At 60.0% G+C, this 19,277-nt stretch carries 12 protein-coding genes; 5 read left to right on the top strand and 7 right to left on the bottom strand.

Annotated features, from left to right (window positions below):
- Positions 1-59: 59 nt before the first annotated feature.
- The gene (locus AC3WN7_RS20685) at positions 60-1,679 is read left to right on the top strand and encodes an FMN-binding glutamate synthase family protein (protein WP_102674807.1); all 1,620 of its coding nucleotides are present in this window, start codon (positions 60-62) and stop codon (positions 1,677-1,679) included.
- Between the two features lie 39 nt (positions 1,680-1,718).
- Here the strand turns inward: AC3WN7_RS20685 and AC3WN7_RS20680 are convergent, their stop codons facing one another.
- Genes AC3WN7_RS20680 through AC3WN7_RS20670 form a run of 3 tightly spaced genes read right to left on the bottom strand, consistent with a single transcriptional unit; the run spans position 1,719 to position 4,541 of the window.
- Positions 1,719-3,227: a glucosyltransferase domain-containing protein gene (locus AC3WN7_RS20680; protein ID WP_102674808.1), complete on the bottom strand. Its 1,509-nt coding sequence runs from the start codon at positions 3,225-3,227 to the stop codon at positions 1,719-1,721.
- A gap of 1 nt (position 3,228) precedes the next feature.
- Entirely contained in the window at positions 3,229-4,170 is a 942-nt protein-coding gene (locus AC3WN7_RS20675; protein WP_095964874.1) for a glycosyltransferase family 2 protein, read from the bottom strand.
- A complete protein-coding gene (locus tag AC3WN7_RS20670; RefSeq protein WP_095964873.1) occupies positions 4,167-4,541 on the bottom strand; it encodes a GtrA family protein in 375 nt (124 codons plus the stop codon). The genes AC3WN7_RS20675 and AC3WN7_RS20670 overlap by 4 nt, the downstream gene beginning before the upstream one ends.
- Positions 4,542-4,786: 245 nt before the next feature.
- On the opposite strand from AC3WN7_RS20670, the gene AC3WN7_RS20665 reads away from it, so the two are divergent.
- Complete coding sequence (locus tag AC3WN7_RS20665; protein ID WP_095964872.1) at positions 4,787-5,911, top strand: OpgC family protein; 1,125 nt, start codon at positions 4,787-4,789, stop codon at positions 5,909-5,911.
- 160 nt (positions 5,912-6,071) lie between these two features.
- Here the strand turns inward: AC3WN7_RS20665 and AC3WN7_RS20660 are convergent, their stop codons facing one another.
- Positions 6,072-7,493 carry an amino acid permease gene (locus tag AC3WN7_RS20660; protein ID WP_095964871.1) on the bottom strand — a complete coding sequence of 474 codons (1,422 nt, stop codon included), beginning with the start codon at positions 7,491-7,493 and terminating at the stop codon, positions 6,072-6,074.
- A gap of 463 nt (positions 7,494-7,956) precedes the next feature.
- Between AC3WN7_RS20660 and AC3WN7_RS20655 the strand changes: the two genes are divergently transcribed.
- From AC3WN7_RS20655 to AC3WN7_RS20645, 3 genes are all read left to right on the top strand, one after another.
- Positions 7,957-8,415, top strand: a complete 459-nt coding sequence (locus AC3WN7_RS20655; protein ID WP_095964869.1) for an REP-associated tyrosine transposase — start codon at positions 7,957-7,959, stop codon at positions 8,413-8,415.
- A gap of 270 nt (positions 8,416-8,685) precedes the next feature.
- Positions 8,686-11,808: a transglycosylase domain-containing protein gene (locus tag AC3WN7_RS20650; protein ID WP_102674809.1), complete on the top strand. Its 3,123-nt coding sequence runs from the start codon at positions 8,686-8,688 to the stop codon at positions 11,806-11,808.
- A 171-nt stretch (positions 11,809-11,979) separates the two neighbouring features.
- On the top strand, positions 11,980-16,632 hold the full coding sequence (locus AC3WN7_RS20645; protein WP_102674810.1) for a dermonecrotic toxin domain-containing protein: 4,653 nt from the start codon (positions 11,980-11,982) through the stop codon (positions 16,630-16,632).
- 63 nt (positions 16,633-16,695) lie between these two features.
- Here AC3WN7_RS20645 and AC3WN7_RS20640 read toward each other — a convergent pair whose 3' ends face one another.
- Genes AC3WN7_RS20640 through AC3WN7_RS20630 form a run of 3 tightly spaced genes read right to left on the bottom strand, consistent with a single transcriptional unit; the run spans position 16,696 to position 19,277 of the window.
- The gene (locus tag AC3WN7_RS20640; RefSeq protein ID WP_102674811.1) at positions 16,696-17,934 is read right to left on the bottom strand and encodes a hypothetical protein; all 1,239 of its coding nucleotides are present in this window, start codon (positions 17,932-17,934) and stop codon (positions 16,696-16,698) included.
- A 47-nt stretch (positions 17,935-17,981) separates the two neighbouring features.
- Entirely contained in the window at positions 17,982-18,476 is a 495-nt protein-coding gene (locus AC3WN7_RS20635) for a CS1 type fimbrial major subunit (protein ID WP_102674812.1), read from the bottom strand.
- A gap of 57 nt (positions 18,477-18,533) precedes the next feature.
- Positions 18,534-19,277, bottom strand: coding sequence for a pilus assembly protein (locus tag AC3WN7_RS20630; protein WP_102674813.1), 744 nt, complete (start codon positions 19,275-19,277; stop codon positions 18,534-18,536).

Below are 19,277 nucleotides of genomic sequence, written 5' to 3'. Positions count from 1 at the left end.
CACTCCCACAGTGTTTTGTGTTTAGCCAAATTCATTGAGTCCGAACCCAAGGAAACCGTATGAGCCTGTCACTCCTGAGCCGCTACGCCTTCTTTGCCGTCTGCGTGATATTCACCCTCGCCAGCCTGCCCTTTCTTGACTATGACTGGCTCTGGCCGATCACCGCCGTCACCGGCGTCCTCAGCCTGATCGGCCTGTTCGATCTGCTGCAAAGCCCTCACGCGGTGCGCCGCAACTACCCGATCCTGGGCAATATCCGTTATCTGGTCGAAGGCATCCGCCCGGAAATCCGCCAGTACCTGCTCGAATCCGACAGTGAAGCCCTGCCCTTCTCCCGAGCCCAGCGCTCGCTGGTTTATTCCCGGGCCAAGAACGAAACCGCCGACAAACCCTTCGGCACCCTGATCGATGTGTATCAGTCGGGTTTCGAGTTCATCGGCCATTCCATGCGCCCGGCGCCGTTGAGCGACCCGAGCAGTTTTCGTGTCACCGTCGGCGGCCCGCAGTGCACCCAGCCGTATTCGGCGTCGGTGTTCAACATTTCAGCCATGAGTTTCGGCTCTCTCAGCGCCAACGCCATCCGCGCGTTGAACCAGGGTGCCAGGCTGGGCAATTTCGCCCATGACACCGGCGAGGGCAGCATCAGCCCCTATCACCGGGAACACGGCGGTGACCTGACCTGGGAGCTGGGCAGCGGTTACTTCGGCTGCCGCACCAGCGACGGTCGCTTCGACCCGGAACGCTTCGCCGCGCAAGCCCGCACGCCACAGGTGCGGATGATCGAAATCAAGATGAGCCAGGGCGCCAAGCCCGGCCACGGCGGCATCCTGCCCAAGCACAAGGTCACCAAAGAAATCGCCGAAACCCGCGGCATCCTCATGGGCGAAGATTGCGTGTCACCCTCGCGCCACACGGCGTTTTCGACGCCGATCGAAATGATGCATTTCATCGCACAACTGCGTGAGTTGTCCGGCGGTAAACCGGTGGGCTTCAAGTTCTGCCTTGGCCATCCGTGGGAGTTCATGGGCATTGCCAAGGCCATGCTGGAGACGGGCATCCTCCCGGACTTCATCGTGGTCGATGGCAAGGAAGGCGGCACCGGCGCCGCGCCCGTGGAGTTCACCGACCACATCGGCGTGCCGATGCGCGAGGGCTTGCTGTTCGTGCACAACACCCTGGTGGGCCTGAACCTGCGGGACAAGATCAAGCTCGGCGCCAGCGGCAAGATCGTCAGCGCCTTCGACATCGCCAGCGTGCTGGCCATCGGTGCCGACTGGGCCAACTCGGCGCGCGGCTTCATGTTCGCCATCGGTTGCATCCAGTCGCAGAGCTGCCACACCAACAAATGCCCGACCGGCGTCGCCACCCAGGACACCCTGCGCCAACGCGCGCTGGTGGTGCCGGACAAGGCCCAGCGCGTATTCAACTTCCACCGCAACACCCTCAAGGCCCTGGCGGAAATGCTCGCCGCCGCCGGCCTCGAACATCCGTCGCAGTTGTCGGCCAAGCATCTGGTGCGACGCATGTCGGCGACCGAGATCAAGCTGTTCTCGCAGCTGCACGTGTTCCTCAAGCCGGGGGAATTGCTGACCGGCGAAGTGAACGGCGAGTTCTACTCGCGGATGTGGCAGATGGCCCGGGCCGACAGTTTCGAGCCCAACGATGTAGCCGCCGCCTGAGCCACCCTGTAGGAGCTGCGATCTTTTGATCTTCGCCCGTCACCAACGCAGCGATTTGCTCGGGGCCGGCTCCTTCATCACGATAAAACCGTAATCGCCAATCAGGTAAATCCGGTAGAACTGCCTGTCCACCAACGGCGGATAGCCCTGATAGCCAACCCGCGTCGCGTTGCGGCGCTCGCGCTCCGCCACCACATTGGTGATGCCCGCTTTCGGCAGATTCTCGGCCAGCATGTAAAAATCGGTATTGAGCAGGTAGTGCAGCACCGGCATCTGCTTGAACGTGCCTGCCGCCGCCACCAACCAATAGTCGGAGTAAGTCACCGAGAGGTAGATCCGCCTGGCCTCGCGCAGCGACTGATGGCTGGCGATGTCGTACGCAAGGCTGGCCAGTGCCGTGGACGCAAAGGTTTTCTGCAGCGTCAGTACCCGGCCATAGGCGAACGACAACGACAGCATCGCCAGCAGCGCAATGATCAACAACAGTGGCAGTCGCTCATGAATCGACGCCAGCGCCAGATGGCTCAAATAGCACAGCAACACCAGCAGCACGGCGAAGCCCATCAAAGTGCGGGCGCCCTCGTTGAAGTCGCGGAAAAACAGCGCGACACCGGACACCAACAGTGTCACCACCGGCACTGTCAGCAAGCACATCAAACCGATCAACAGTTTCTTCGGCCCGTCGTCCTGACGCGCCGCTACGTTCAGTCCCAACCGCACCGCCCCGGCTATCGCGAGCAACAGCAACCCGCCGAACACCCAGAGCCATCCGCCATGGAACAGCAGCACGACTTTTTCCAGGACCCGGGCCATATTGATCTGGATCTGCAATAAAGGATGCGCCGTCCAGTCCAGCAGCAATGTGCGATTGGAGTCCATGAACGGATAAGCGCTGGCGCTGTAGATCAACCCGCCGAGGATGACCTGGGCGGCTTTCCAGCCCAGCAGGTCGCGCCATGGCACCGGGACGGTTTTATCGTTGGCGGCCCTGAGCAACTCCAGGCAACACAGGCCCAGGAACACATTCAGACTGATCTGATACAACCCCAGCGCCAGTGCAATCAGAAACGAGGGCACCAGCCATTGCACGCTGCGCCACGGGTGACGAAAGGTGATCGCGTAGATCACCGCCACCAGGCTCAGGGTCGTGGTGGGACCGTCGTATTGATAGGACAGGTTCTGCAGGAAGAACGGGTTGTACCAGAGCGGCAACAGCACCAGGCAGCAAGCAATGGTCGGCTGGCGAAAATAATGGAAGGTCAGACTCGTCAGCGCGGCCGTCATGGCCAGCGTGGCGATCAGCAAGGGCAAGGGAAAGATGTTCGGCGCGGCATGGCTGAAGGTCAGCGCGTTGTAGAACAGCTGGGCGAAGAGTCGGCCCTGTTCGGACCAGGCCATGCCCGCCGCCAGCGAGCGCCAGTTGTCATCGATGTAGGGATAATCCGCGAGGATCAACGGCAGGACGTACACCAGGGTGGCAAGCAGAAAAAACCGCCAGACCTGATGCCGGCTGAGCTCGCGAACAAAAAAGTCGCTGAACCGGCCCATGCTAGTGCCCGCCCCGGTCTTTGCCGCCGACGATGTCCTTGATCACATAACGCGGACGGTGCTTGGCCTCGATGTAGATGCGACCGATGTACTCGCCGAGGATGCCGATGCCGATCAGTTGCACACCGCCGAGAAACAGGATCGCGGTCATCAACGACGGATACCCGGGGACGCTGTTGCCGAAGAAAATCTTGTCCAGCACCATGTACACCGCGTAAAACACCGCGAACATCGAGATGCCGCCACCCACATAGGTCCACAAGCGCAGCGGCACCGTGCTGAACGAGGTCACGCCTTCCAGTGCCAGGTTCCACAGCTTCCAGCCATTGAACTTGCTGCTCCCCGCCACCCGCCCGGCCCGCTCGTACTCCACCACCACAGTGTTGAAGCCAGCCCACGACAACACACCTTTCATGAACAACTGATGCTCGGGCAGGGAACGGATCACGTCGACCACCTTGCGATCCATCAACCGGAAATCCCCGACGTTTTCCTCGATCCGGGTGTAGGCGATGCGATTGAGCACGTGGTAGAAAATCGACGCGCTGTGCCGCCTGAGGTAGCCGTCGACGTCACGATTGCGGCGCTTGGCGAGCACCACATCGGCCCCCTTCTGCCATTGCTCGACCAACAGCGGGATGACGCTGATCGGGTCCTGCAGGTCGACATCCATGGGAATCACGGCATCGCCGCTGGCATGCTCCAGGCCGGCAAACAGGGCCGGTTCCTTGCCGAAGTTGCGCGAGAAATTGATCAGCAGCACCTGCTCATCGGCTTCGGCCAGCGCCGTCACCTGCTCGGCTGTGCGGTCGGAGCTGCCGTCGTTGATGAAGACGATTTCAACCTCGGCATCGCCCAGTTTCAACTCGCGACGCACCGCCTGGTAAAACAGGTTGATCGACTGCTCCTCGTTGAATACCGGGACGATGAGCGAGATTTTCATTGATCACGCTCGCGAAACACCACGTATTTGGAATACAGGAAACCAAACACCAGGCTCAACGCCGAAAACAGCACGACGGTGAGCAGGCCATGCAGGCGCCACACATCACCCAGGTGACCGATGCCCAGGCTCAGTGTCCCCATGCCCAGAAGAAACAGCAGATAACCGCCGATCGTGGCACTGGCGGCGAAGGTAAATTGCGCGTTCATGTAGAAGGAAAATGACGCAGCCACGCAGAAGGCTGCCAGGTTGCTGAGTGCCTGACTGAGGCCGGCCGCCACGCTCAGTAGAAAAAAGACCTGCCAGTGAATCAGGGTGTTGGCGACCCCGATCACCGTGTAGCTGGACAGCCCTTTCCACAACAGTCTCATGTGAGGCTCCCGTTTCAAGAACGTTGCACTTATTAGTATTTGAGCCTGTCTGCTGTCAGAAATCGCAGATTGACAGACCTTTCAGACCAGCGGTTGAGCCTTGGAGCAACGCCCGAGACATCCGGTAATATCCCGGTTTTGCAATTCACTGCGAATCACGCCACCCTGCGCGCCGCCGACTTGGCGCGCGGCCGTTTGCGCCCGCAGCCAATCCCATTTTCACTCGCTGATACGAGCCTGCTGTCATGACGTTAGCGCGCGATCACCGGATCGACTTTTTTCGTGGCCTGGCACTGATCTTCATCTTTTGGGATCACGTGCCCCACAACCCTTTGGGGCAAATCACCCTGCGTAACTTCGGTTTCAGCGATGCGGCCGAGGTTTTCGTGTTTCTGGCAGGTTTTGCGGCGGTGCTGGCGTACGGCAAAGTCCTGGCGCGCGAAGGCTTTCTGATCGCCTGCGTGAAGATCCTGCGCCGGGCGTGGGTGCTCTACGTGGTGCATATCTTCCTGCTGGCGATGCTGATGGGCATTGTGTTTTTCGCCAACAGTCACGTGGAAACACGGGATCTGGTGGAGGAAATGGGCATGCATCATTTCATCAGCAACCCACAGCAGGCCCTGATCGATGAACTGCTGTTGCGCTTCAAGCCGAACCTGATGGACCCGTTGCCGCTGTACATCGTGCTGCTGGCCGGACTGCCCCTGGTGCTGCCGATACTGGTGCGCAAGGCCTGGGTGGTGGTCGCGATGTCGGTGGCGCTGTACCTGATGGTGCCACTGGCGGGCTGGAACCTGGCGGCCATCAAGGACGGCGTGTGGTATTTCAACCCGGTCGCCTGGCAGCTGCTGTTCGTGCTCGGCGGCGCCGCTGCGATTCACAGCCAGCGCCCACGCCTGCCCGAAACCCGCCCATTGGTACGCCAGCCCTTGTTTGTGAGTGCGGCGCTGTATGTCGTGGTCGCGGGGGTGTTGACCGTCCTGTGGCGTTGGCCGGACCTGCACGATGCCGTGGTGCCGGCGAGCCTGCAAAACTTCCTCTACCCCATCAGCAAGACCAACCTGTCCCCCGTGCGCCTGCTGCACTTCCTCGCACTGGCCTACGTCACGGCGAAACTGGTTCCCGACAGCGGATGGACGCAAAACTGGCTGGCGCAGCAAAGCTGCCGCATGGGCCGTTTCTCGCTGGAGATTTTCTGCCTGGGCGTTCTGCTGGCGCCCTTGGCGGACATGGTCAATGCCCTGACCGACGATGCGTTTGCCATGCAGATCTTCACGGCGCTGGTGGGTGCCGGGTTGATGGCGTTGCTGGCGATGTGGCTTGAGTTCAACAAGCGTTTGAATCAATCACTGAAAACTGTGCCCGCCTGATGAAAAAGCCCCGGTCACTGGACTGCCTTATGTAGGAGCGAGCTTGCTCGCGATGGACTCAAGAGCGCCGCGTTTAGCCAGAAAAGACGCGTAATCGTTAACGACCATCGTCGGAACGCCGCCCGGAGCAAGCTCGCTCCTACAGTTTCAGCGTTACGACTCAGGAAACCGAACGCACCGCCCCCTGCGACACATGGGTCGGTTGCAGCTTGAACACGTAGAACAGCACCGTCAGCAGCACCAGGAACGCTGGCCCCACATACAACGCCACGCGGGTGTCCGGGAAGTACGCCATCAGCCCGACCACCAGCACCAGGAATGCCAGCGCCAGGTACGAACTGACCGGATACAGCCACAGGCGATATTTCAGGCCGGCCGCTTCGCTGGCGCTCAGGCCTTTGCGGAACTTGAGCTGGGCCAGCAGGATCATCACCCAGGTCCAGATCGCGCCGAAGGTGGCAATGGCCGTCACCCAGACAAACACTTTTTCCGGCACCAGATAGTTCAGCAGTACGCCCAACAGCAACGCGCCAATCGACAGCAGCAATGCACGACGCGGCACGCCGTTGTTCGAGGTCTTGGCAAAGCCGGCCGGGGCCTGGCCGTTCTGCGCCAGGCTGTAGAGCATGCGCCCGGTGCTGAAGATGCCACCGTTGCAGGACGACAGCGCCGCCGTGATCACCACGAAGTTGATGATGCCGGCGGCGGTCTTGATACCCAGGCGCTCGAAGGTCATCACGAACGGACTGCCCTGGGTGCCGATTTCATTCCACGGGTAGATCGACAGGATCACGAACAACGCGCCGACGTAGAACAGCAGAATCCGCCAGAACACCGAGCCGATGGCGTTCGGAATGGTCTTTTGCGGGTTCTTCGCCTCACCGGCGGTCAGGCCGATCATCTCCACACCCAGGTAGGCGAACATCACCATCTGCAGGGACATCAACACGCCTTGCACGCCGTTGGGCATGAAGCCGCCATGAGTCCACAGGTTGGAAATCCCCAGGGCCACGCCGTCGTTGCCGAAACCGAAAGCAATGATGCCGATGCCGCCGAACACCATCGCAATGATGGTGACGATCTTGATCAAGGCAAACCAGAACTCGAACTCACCGAAAGCCTTGACCGCGATCAGGTTGATCGAGCCCATGCTGATCAGCGCAGCGAGCGCCCAGATCCAGCGCGGTACATCGGGAAACCAGATACCCATGTACACCGCCACGGCCGTGATTTCCGCGACGCAGGTCACCAGCCACAGGAACCAGTAGTTCCAGCCGGTCAGGAAGCCCGCCAACGGGCCCAGGTAGTCTTGGGCGTAACGGCTGAACGAGCCGGCAACCGGGTTGTGCACGGCCATCTCGCCGAGGGCGCGCATGATCACCAGGATCGCCAGTCCGCCGATGATGTAGGACAGCATGATGGCCGGGCCGGCCATTTCGATGGCCTTGGCCGAGCCCAGGAACAGGCCGACGCCGATACAGGCACCGAGTGCCATCAGGCGAATATGCCGCTCGCCGAGTTCACGTTTGAGCGGACCGCCCTGAGCGGTCTCGCCTTGGGGCTGGTGATTGCCTACGGGCATGGGGAACAACCTCGTCTTGTTATTGGATAGGACCACCGAGTGGCGAAGCGCAGGCCGATAAGCCATCGCTTCCCGAACCGGCCCTGCCTCGTGGGCAACGCCGTCCTGTAGGAAAAACCCGCAAGATCAGTGGGAAAAGCGGCGCCGAGTATTGCACAACAATGGTGCATCGTCATGCCCCTGCAAAAGCCTGGAAAGCTCTAACTCAGGTGTTTCAGACAGCCACCTACTGTGGCGAGGGAGCTTGCTCCCGCTCGGCTGCGCAGCAGGCGCAAAACCTGTAACTGCAGTTGCAGGGTGTGGGGCCGCTTCGCAGCCCAGCGGGAGCAAGCTCCCTCGCCACAACAGCGCTACCTGGATCCGAATTCCACAATGAGTTGGGAAATTTCACTCAGCCAATACAGGTTCAAGCAGGAAAACGAGGAGCTAGCGTACTTAGACAACAGTTAAAGGACGCAACGGAATGCACCCACATCCAAACTCTCATCGACTGCGTTTCGGACGGTACTCAGAACCAGGACGGGGCTATCTGATAACCGCAGTCGTACATCAGCGCCGCCGAATATTCGCAAACTGGCGGGTTGGACGCCTTTTGGTTGAAGAACTCAGGCAAGCCCATGATCAAAAATGGGTCAATTCAATGGCTTGGGTCATCATGCCGGACCACTTCCACTGGTTAATCCAACTTGAGGAGCAAACGCTGGCGCAACTCATGCAAGCCATCAAATCCCGGAGCACCCTCACCATCAACCGGGCATTGAACGAAAGCGGAGCCTTCTGGCAAACCGGCTACCACGACCGGGCCATTCGCGATGGAGAAGATCTTCTGCCGTTCGCCCGCTACATTGTTGCCAATCCACTCAGGGCTGGGCTTGTGGACAAAATTGGCGACTACCCGCTCTGGGATGCGTGCTGGCTCTGAATAAAGCTCCCGATGTTTGCTCCTCTTTGTGGCGAGGGAGCTTGCTCCCGCTCGACTGCGCAGCAGTCGTAAAACCAGAGAACCAGATCAACCGGACGAATCGCATTTATCAGGCTGGGGGCCGCTTCGCAGCCCAGCGGGAGCAAGCTCCCTCGCCACAGGAAACGGCAATAACCCGACATTTTGCCCTTCACATTTTTTTCACCCTGGCCAACCACCGTCTAAGCTTGAGTCAAGTCCGATCAATCTGCGTGAATGGATCAATCGACTATGGGCGCTTTGTGGCAAACCGATTCGAGTAAAACCGTGGTTCCGACTGATAGTGTTGATGAAGCGCCTATACCTGAAAAACCCCGTCGTTCCAGACACGGATGGGGAGCGTTCTGGCTATTGCTATTGATTATCGCGATTGCCGTGGGGCTGGCCGCCATGAGGGAGATGCGCACCTCCAAGTTCCAGGCCCGGGAAGTCAGCAAATATGCCGCGTCACTGAACTATGAGCTCAAACCCGGCCCCAGCGATGCGATTCGCTATCCAGGCGATGGCCCGTTCGATCGGCGCCTGGGCTACAGCTCTATGGATGAGTTCCTGCCGCGCCTGATCAAGCGCAATTTCGTCGTTGAAGCACAAACCCGCTTTTCTCCGGAACTGTTGAAGTACACCGACAAGGGTCTGTTCGTGCCTTATGCCGAGAAAATCCAGGCCGGGCTGTCCATCACCGATTGCCGTGCAGCGCCGCTGTACCAGTACAACTACCCGCAACAGCTTTACTCAACCTTTGCCTCGATCCCGCCGGTGGTGGTCAACAGCCTGCTGTTCATCGAGAACCGCTTCCTGCTCGATCCCAGGCAGCCGCTGGCCAACCCGGCGGTGGACTGGCCGCGGTTCGGCATGGCGGCGTGGTCCCAGCTGGCCAAGATGTTGCACATGCCCGGCCAGTCCGCCGGTGGCAGTACCCTGGCCACGCAACTGGAGAAGTACCGGCACTCCCCCGATGGTTTGACGGTCAACGGTGCGGAAAAAATTCGCCAGATGATTTCTGCCACCGTACGCGCCTATCAGGCCGGGCCACAAACCCTGCAAGCGCGGCAGAACGTGGTTCGCGACTATCTAAACAGCGTGCCGTTATCAGCCGTACCGGGCCACGGTGAAGTGCATGGCATGGCTGAGGGTTTGCGTGTGTGGTACGGGTCCGATTTCGATAGCGCCAACAAGGTACTGAACAGCACCGCGACGGATCCAAAGACCATGGCGGAAAAAGGCCTGGCCTTGCGTGAAGTGCTGTCGTTGATGATTGCGCAGCGCCGCCCGTCGCATTACCTGACCAAGGGCCATGATGAACTGGCCGACCTCACCGACAGCCATATTCGCCTGCTGGCGCAAAACCATGTGATCGACGCCGATTTCGCCGCCGCCGCCCTGGCCAGCAAAGTGACCTACCGCGACTGGGCCACCCAGCCGACCCTGCAACCGATCGAAACCAACAAGGGCATCAGCGTGGCGCGCAGCCGCCTGGCCGGCATGCTCAATCGTCCGTTGTATGACCTCGACCGCCTTGACCTCTCCGCCACCAGCACCCTGCAAGGCGAGTTGCAATCCGAGGCCACCGAGTACCTGAAAAAGCTCGCCGACCCTGAGTTTGCCACGCAAATCGGCCTGATCGGCGAACGCCTGCTGACCACCACCAGCACCACCCAGGTGCGCTACAGCTTCACCTTGTTCGAACTGACACCGGACGGCTCGCGGGTTCGGGTACAGACCGACAGCACCGACCAGCCCTTCGACATCAATGAAGGCAGCAAACTGGAACTGGGTTCCACCGCGAAAATGCGCGTGCTGACCACCTACCTGCAAATCATCGCCGAGTTGCACGACAAATACGCCGGCATGGCCGTTGCGGAACTGAAGAAAGTCGAGGTGCCGGATCAGGACCGCCTGAGCCGTTGGGCGGTTGATTACCTGGTCGAAAACAAGGACCGCGACCTGAAAAAAATGCTCGGTGCAGCCCTGGACCGCAAATATTCCGCCAGCCCCGGCGAGGCGTTTTTCACCGGGGGCGGCCTGCATGTGTTCAACAACTTCCGCAAGGAAGACAACGGCCGGATACCGACCCTGCGCGACGCCCTGCGCGAGTCGATCAACCTGCCGTTCATTCGCCTGATGCGGGACCTGGTGCGCTACACCACCTACTCCGGCCCCAACAGCAGTGCCGAACTGCTCAAGGACGACCGCGACCCGCGGCGCCAGGAATACCTGGCCGAATTCGCCGACCGCGAGGGCACTTCGTTCCTGCTCAAGTTCTGGAAGAAGTACAGGAACAAGGACACCCAGGAACGGCTCGAAACCTTCCTGGACGGTATGCGCCCTACGCCGATCCGCATGGCCGCCGTCCATCGCTACCTGTTGCCACAGGCCAGCCAGGAAAGCTTCAACGCCTTCGTACGCTCGCACCTGACGGGTGCCAAGCTCACGGAAAAACTCACTGACGAACGTCTCGTGCGGCTTTACGAAGCCTACGGTCCCGGCGCCTACGACTTGCCGGACCAGGGCTTCATCGCCAAGGTTCACCCATTGGACCTGTGGATGATGGGCTACTTGCTCAACCACCCCGACGCCAAGTGGGCCGACGTCGTCAAAGCCAGCCAGTTCGAGCGCCAGGAGGTCTACAGCTGGCTGTTCAAAAGCCGGCACAAGGGCGCCCGTGACAGTCGCATCCGCACCATGCTGGAGATCGAGGCATTCCTCGACATTCACCAGCGCTGGCAGCAAGTCGGTTATCCGTTCGACCACCTGGTGCCGTCGCTGGCCACCGCCATCGGCAGCTCCGGTGACCGTCCCGCAGCCCTGGCCGAATTGATCGGCACCATCCTCAACGATGGCGTGCGCATGCCAACCCTGCGTATCGACAGCCTGCATTTCGCCGCGCACACACCCTATGAAACCCAACTGATCAATGACCCCGACGTCGGCAAACGGGTGATGCCATCCGAAGTCGCCACGGCCATGCGCGAAGCCCTTTCGCAAGTGGTGGATGCCGGTACGGCCAAACGCGTGTCCGGCAGTTTCAAACTGGCCGACGGCAGCCCGCTGGCGATGGGCGGCAAGACCGGCACCGGTGACAACCGCATCGAGGCCATCGGTTCGGGCGGGCGGATCCTGAGCTCCAAATCGCTCAACCGCACGGCGACGTTCGTGTTCTACATCGGCGATAACCATTTCGGCACACTGACGGCGTTCGTGCCGGGCCGCTCGGCGGAGAGCTTCACCTTCACCTCGGCGTTGCCGGTGCAGGTGCTCAAGGGCATGGCGCCGATCCTGACGCCATACCTGCAACCGGGCACCCACACGATGTGCCAGCCAAAGGCGGCAACCGAGGCAACCGCCCGCCGCTAGGCATGGATCGGCAGATACGCCCGCGTGGCTGTAACTATGTATTTTTCACTCCTGATTTTTACCGGGTTCGGGGCGCAATCGACGTCGTTACGAACCGGTTTTTGCGCTTTTTTTGGGGCTACCGCCTGCCTAGTCTGATCGCTCCATCCATGATCAAAGGACGATCAGGCAATGCCCCACCCACATCGAATTTCAGACCCGGATCAAAGCATCCACTTCGACCTGGTCAGGAAGGCCATCCCCTCCTGGCTATCAGAGGCTTCACTCCCCCGTATCAACGCACTGAAAACTGACCGGGTAAGCATTCCCGACTGGCAGGCTGACGCCGCAAAAGCGTTACAGGAGCGTTTGAAACAGGGGATCAAGCTCGGCTGGAACGCGCAAAACGATGTCGATAGAGCGCTCAGCAAACTGCAGGATGTCTACGCCTTCGCCAAACCCTTGTTGCAACAGGCACTGAACGAACGTTTCGGTGTTGAAGATGACGTCGAAGAGACCTGGTTGCGGCTGTATGCACCAGCACAAACGTCATGGGGTCATAACTTTACCGGCGCAACCACCAGCCGTACCGTCTCGCTGCTGGATGCCGCCCTGCACAATTTTTCCAGTAAGGAGGTGTTCACCCAGGACTCCGAATTCATCACCCGCCCCGACGTACGCGGGCATTTCAGCGTGGTACAGCTCAAGCACAAGCTGAGTATCGAGCAGTTCAAGTCGCTGTGCCGCGAGCTGGATATCGGTTCCCGTTACCAACAACACCTGAAAGATTTCCTGCTGCCGCATAACCGGGTGGCCAGCAACGTCCTGCGCCACAAAGTCAGCCTCAGCCACAAGACCGCGCTCAACATCGCGGCGAACATGGCGCTGATGAAAAACGACATCGGGCAGGATGCCTTTGACCTGGTGCAGGGACTGCTCGATGACCGCAAGAACCTGCGCTGGAGGGGCCGCTCCGTCGACTGCTACAACCTGTCGATGATGGACATTCACCTGACCGGCATCGTGCTGATCACCCCTGATGCCAACACCGCGACCGATACCGTGCCCGTGATCGCCTATGTTCCCCATGACCCGCAGCACCCGCTCAAGCAATACCCGTCGTTGCTCGAGTTCATGGCCGAACTGACACGCCAACTGCGCGATACCAGCGCCCCTCGCAGCTACCAACAATTCTTCAGCCAGTTCGTGCCCCATCAGCAGCGCGGGCATTTTTTTGCCGGGTTGAACGCCCGATTGAGCAAGGTCAAATGGCAACCGGCCCCGGCCGGTTCCAACTTGCCGAGCTGGCGGGATACGCCGGTGGATAACCCCAACCTGCAATTTCAGCTGTCGAGCGTCAGGAACGATCGGGACACTGTTTTCAACGGCGACCTGTGGGGCTACTTCCACCGACAAAAAATCAACAAGGTACTCAACGACGCATGGGACATCGCGATTTCCACCGAGTACGCCGACCGCATGGCCCGCTGGGCCTGGTGGGACAACCTGGAGAAAATGCTCTCGGGCATTCTCAATGCCGCGTTGCTGGTGGTGACGCCACTGGTGCCCGGCATGGGCGAATTGATGCTGGCCTACACCGCGTATCAACTGACCGATGAGGTGGTCGAGGGCCTCGTCGATCTGGCCGAAGGCCGCGTCGCCGAGGCTGGCGAACAAGCCATCGGCGTGCTGCAAAGCGTTGTGCAACTGGGTGCGTTCGCCGCGGGAGGTGCGATCGGCAACGTCGCAAGGGCGAAACTCTCGCCGTTTTTCGAAAGCTTGAAACCGGTGCAGTTGGCAAACGGCGAGACCCGCCTGTGGAACCCAGACCTCAGCCCCTATCAACGAACCGACGTGGATTTACCCGCGGACGCCCGGCCTGATGGACAGGGTATTCACCAGCATCAGGGCCGGCGCATCCTGCGCCTGAACGATCAACACTTCGAAGTGCTGGACGATCCGGTCACCGGACAACAGCGCATCCGCCATCCACAGCGTTTCGATGCGTACGCACCGACCTTGCGCCACAATGGTCACGGGGCCTGGGTCTGCGAAACGGAAAACCCGCGCGAGTGGGAAGGCTCGACATTGATGCGGCGACTTGGTCACAGCGTCGATGGTTTCAACAATGAACAACTGGAACAGATTCGCCAGATCAGCGGTACCCATGAAGCCGCACTGCGGCGGATGCACATGGACAGCTCGGCACCGCCGCCATTGCTGACCGATACCTTGCAACGCCTGGGTTCACCCGTGCCAACCAGCACCCCGTTACCCGCCGGCAGCGTTGCGCTGTTCAGCGAATTCCCCGACCTGCCCGACACGGTGGCGCAAGGCATTCTCGACAACGCCAGCGCCGCGGAACGCCAACAGATCGAGCAGAAAAAACGCCTGCCACTGCGCCTGAAAAGCCTGGCGCGGGAACTGCAATTCGAGACGCAATCAGTACGCGCCGCCCACGGTCTGTTCGATGACGCATTGATCAACATCGACACGGAACGCCTGGTGCTGGGCACCTTGCGCATCAACAGCGACACCTTCGGTGAGCTGCGCGTCGAGATCAGGGAAGGCACATTCGACGGTGAACTGCGCTGCAACGCCGGGCCCGAGAGCGCAGCACGGGTCCGGGTATTGATTCATGATGACGCGGGAAAATATGAGGTGCGTGACGGGTCGAATCAGCCAATCCATGCAGCGCAGGGCTTTTTCGAAGCCTTGCTGCAGGCGACCCAGCACAATGGGCAAAACGCGCTGGGCTTCAAGCCGGGGGACGCCGAACGCCTCAGGCAGTGGGCCATGGTCAAGATCGAGCCTCTCGGCGAACGTCGAACGATACTCGCCGCACCGCCCATCCGCGCCGTGCCCGAGCATCAGACACTGCTGCTGGTGCGTGGCCCATTCACCAGCCGCGCCGGCGAAACCCTGCACGAGCGAATCCTGGACCTGCACGAGGATTTCAGCGACCGCGAAGTCGACGCCTTCGCCAATGCCCTGATCGCCAAAGGTGAGCCGATGCAAGCCATCGAGCAGCGGGAAGACGATCTCGATGAGCTGCGCGTGATCCTCAATCGCTGGGAATACCAGCAGGAACCCACCTGGGGACCGGGCAGCACGGCTTTTCGTGATGAAGGCGGCCAACATATCGCCGAATGCCTGCTCAAGAGCTTCGAGCGAAAGCACAGGGACATCGGCAACCGTAGCGACCCGGACAGTTACGCGCTGGATCTCTCCACCGAGATGCTGCCCCTGAACCTGGAAACCTGGTGGTCAAAACGCCCCCCGGAGCTGCAAAAGTTCCTCGACAAAATCACGGTTCTGAAACTCGGCAATACGCAGTTTTCCAGCGAGGCGAACGGCTTGCTCAAAGCCTTCCCGAACCTTCGCGAACTCAGCGCCCGGCGTTGCGACCTGACCAGTCTTCCACACAGCATCGGTTCCCTGCACCGACTGGAACGCCTGCAGCTGAGCGATAACGCGATCGTGTTGGATGCCGCTGCCGTCAAACAACTCAAGGACCTGACCTACCTGGAAATCCTCAGGCTCGACAGTAATCCACTGGGGTTGTCACCAGACATCAGCCGCATGCCGAGGCTGAAAGTCGTGGCCCTGAACAAAACCGGGCTGACCACATGGCCCGAGGGCACGCTGGCGAAAACCAGACCACGCGGTTTCTTGCTGGACCTGCGGGAAAACCCCCTCGACTTGATTCCCGAAGTTGTCCCCGGCTCGGCAAAAGCCTGGGTGATCGCGCGTACCCTGCTGGATGTCGCGGATCTGTCGGAGCTGAATCAGTTGCAATACCAGCAAATCCGACACTCAGTGAATTTGCCGCCGACGCCCCTCGAGGCATCCACCAGTCTGATAAATGTGGTCATCCACGCCACCGACCCGAACAACTGGACCGATGTGCCCGGCTGGGGAGTGGAGCGGACGGCAAACTGGCTTGAACTGACCGACGACCCGCAGGCCCATCGGTTCCTGACCGTGGTGCACGAAACGAAAAACTCTGCCGATTATCTCGTCGGCGGTGAACCCCGCCGGCAACTGATGCAACGCGTGGTACGCATGCTCGATGCCGTCTACATCGACACCGCACTGCGGGAAAAGCTCTACACCATGGCCATCGCCCCGGTCGATTGCGCCGATGCAGGGGCGCAGTTGTTCAACAACATGGGCATACAGGTGCTCGCATCCGAGGCTTACTCCTACTCCACGGACTCTGCGGAGCTGGAACGCAAGCTGGTCACCCTGGCCCAAGGTGCCGCGCGGCTGGAGCACGTCAACGAGATCGCCCGCGCCGATGTCGCCAGTCGTGGCGGCAACCCGGACGATGTCGAGGTCTATCTGGCCTATCAGACGGGTCTGGCGGATCGCTTGCAGCTGCCCTGGCAATCAAAAGGCATGCTGTTCAGGCCAGTATCCGGTGTCACCGACGCCATGATCGATCAGGCCTACGACACAGTTCTGGCGTTGAGCGAAGGTGATGGCCTGGTGAACAAAATGCTTGAGCAGGCATTCTGGGAAACTTATCTGGGTGAAACTTACCCGATTCAGATCGAGGCGAATAAACGGGAGTATCTGAACAAATACGAGTTGCTGGAGACCCTGCGATCCACCCAGCGCGAATGGGTCGAATCCACGCAATTGACGGATGTGGAACGAGCGGCACTGCGCAACAGGCTTAAAGACCTGGCCAACAAGCTGCCGGTCCCCGAGACGGTTGTCTTTGCCGATGAACCGATAAGCGAAGCGAACTTCGACCGGTTCCTCGTCGATCTGGGGGACGGCGAAAAAGAACTGTCCAGGCGTTTGACGCGCGCGGCGTTGAGCAGGGCCGGGTTGTAATAGCGGTTGCATCGTGAGGCAAACCTGACGGCATTCGTTGCGGTCAGGTTTGCCGCAACCACGTCAGATATCCGAATCCCAGATTACCGTGACATTGCCGGAATAGCGGCTGGCCACGCCCGGCTGCAGCATGAATTCCATCTGGCTTTGTGCAATTTCGAAATGCAGAGTCCCTGGTGCCCGATCGACATAGAAACCAGGTTGAAACTGTTGCGATTGGGCTTGCCCGGTTCGCAGTCGCTGACGCCTGACCGGTTGCCCGGACAGGTCCGTCAGGCCATTGGGCAGACTGACGCTGACCTGAAGTTCGACCGATCGCCTGGAGACAGGATCATTCAACATGCATTCGTAGGGAAAGCCCCCGAACTGACATTCAATATGCATCTTGAAGCGCGATGAGGCCGAGATATTGAAGGTCTGGTCGCGAAACAGGCTCACTGGCCGGCGGCCTGCCTGCAGCCAGCTCGGCCAGCCACCGACCGGCACCAGTTGGACCTTGTTGCCACCCGGCGGAATATCGACCTTGAGCGTGTGTTGAACGTCGAGGTTGAAGTTCATGGTCAGCGTTGAACTGCTCGGCAGCATGACGTCACCAAAATCGAAGTCGCCGTTCGGGCCGACCGTGTAAGTCAGTGCGCCGAGGTAATGCCCCGAGGACATACCCAAAGGATTTGGGGTTTCCAGTTCATAGGCAAAGTCGAGGTAGTCCAGGCGCAGCCAGGGAATATCGAACTTTGCCTGTTTTGCGCACACCTCTGGTGCCGGTGTTTTCCAGAAAAATCTGTAGGCGATCGAGTTAAACCAACCCACACCACTGTAAACACAGGGCGCCGGGCTATACACCCAGCTCGTTCCCCATAAAAGATTGTGCGCGACCCGGTAGTCTTCGGCGCCCCCCACCAATTGCATGACATCCTCCGTCACGTACTGGGAGCCGATACCCACGATCCGAACCCTAACCGTTTCCAGCTCGCCAGTGGTTTCGTGCGCGACCGTCAGCTCTCGCCATTGCGCCGGTACTTTCAACATCGCCCCCTCTCGAGGCGAGGCATGGTTGGCGCGAATGGGGGTGCGTGAATCAAATTGAATCGGCACCTGCAAACTGAAGGTCTGGTGTTCTTCGCATTGCCCAGGGTAATTGGCGCAATAACCACTGAGCGGCGTGGTATTGAGGAACTTGTTCATATGCGGGCGCGCCGAATCCGGCTTGAACAATGCGGTGATGTCCACCTGCTCGGCCTGCACCGGTGCTGCGATCATCCCCAGCAGCCAAGCGCTCGACAACCAATGAGCAATCTTCATCTTTCCCCGACTCCAGTGATGCTGTTCGTTTTGGAGCAAACCCGACTTCAAGGCGCTGCCGCACTGAAGACCAGATTCACGTTGCCGTAGTAGCGGCCCGGCTTGTACCCGCCCGCGGGCACCTTCGGCTGGATCTGCAGGGCAAAGCGCCCGCCCGCGACAGCCTGCTCGCGCGAGAGCACTTCAAGGGGTTGCGGGTCGTGGCTCAACGTCTTGCCGTTGAAGCTGACGAGCAGGTAGATGTTCTGCTCGTCGCGGCCGTTGGACAGATAGGGCTCGCTCTCGAGCCGCGCGTGGATGGCGCTGGTGTCGTGCTTGACGTCGAAGTTCTTGCGCATCCCCTCCAGCGACCGGGTGTGGATGTTCCACGGCAGAACTTGCTCGCGATGAATCCAGTCCGACTCGGCCGGTATCACGTAGAAACCCAAGGTTGGGATATCCACCGACACCTCGAATCGGTGCTCTTCTCGGGCGGCGAATACCGGGGAACTCATCAGTGCCGCGGCGCCTGTCCACAGGGCGATGGCCGATAGCTTGATCATTTCAGGTACCTGTTACGTCAAAAAAAGCGGCGGGCAACGGCGGCCACGTGCCGGTGGTTACTGGCTGGCAATTCGCAAGGCCTTTTTCGATGCGCCCTCGACCAGGTTGAAGCGGTACTCACGTCCCGGCTTCTTGTCGAATGCGAACTCTTTGCCCGCGCGTATGTGATGTTTGGTGGTGGGCTCGCATTCGTTTTCCTGCTTGATCGAGCAGTTGCGGAATTCGTCGACCACCACCGACGTGTTGCCGTTGTTGCGAATGCGATAAGTGCTGGCGCCGTTCTCGATCTGGCTGTCGTACCGGCTGTTGTTCGGCCTGACGAAGAACACCGTGCCGAAGCCGGTCATGACGTTGACGCCGGCCGAGAGGTTCTTTTTGTAGTCCTCGCGCTCGTCGCTGGACACCGCGAATTCGTCTTCTTTTTCCGGCACCACCGGGATGAAGCGCACGCGAAAGTAACGCTCGGTGTCGCGCTCGCCCATGAACAACAGCCGCGTGCCCTGCATGCCGTTGGCCGGAACGATCAGGCGTGCGGGGCTGGCCATCAGCCCGTCGCGCGATGTCGCGCCAGGGTCGCTTTTGACCGGCACTTCAGTGGCGTTGCCATCGGCGTCGTAGATGATTTCCAGGATGTTGACCTTGACGAAGGCCGTGCTGTCACCGCTGTTGAACACGCGCTTGAGGTAGGTGCTTTTGTCGCCATCCAGATAGTCGTACACCGTTCCGACGTTGATTTGCGGCCCGGCTTGAAGGCCCAGGGAAAATCCGCTCAAACCGATCAATAAAAACACACGCTTCAT

The organism is Pseudomonas sp. FW305-70, assembly GCF_058783925.1.
This window is presented reverse-complemented; position numbering and strand designations above follow the sequence as displayed.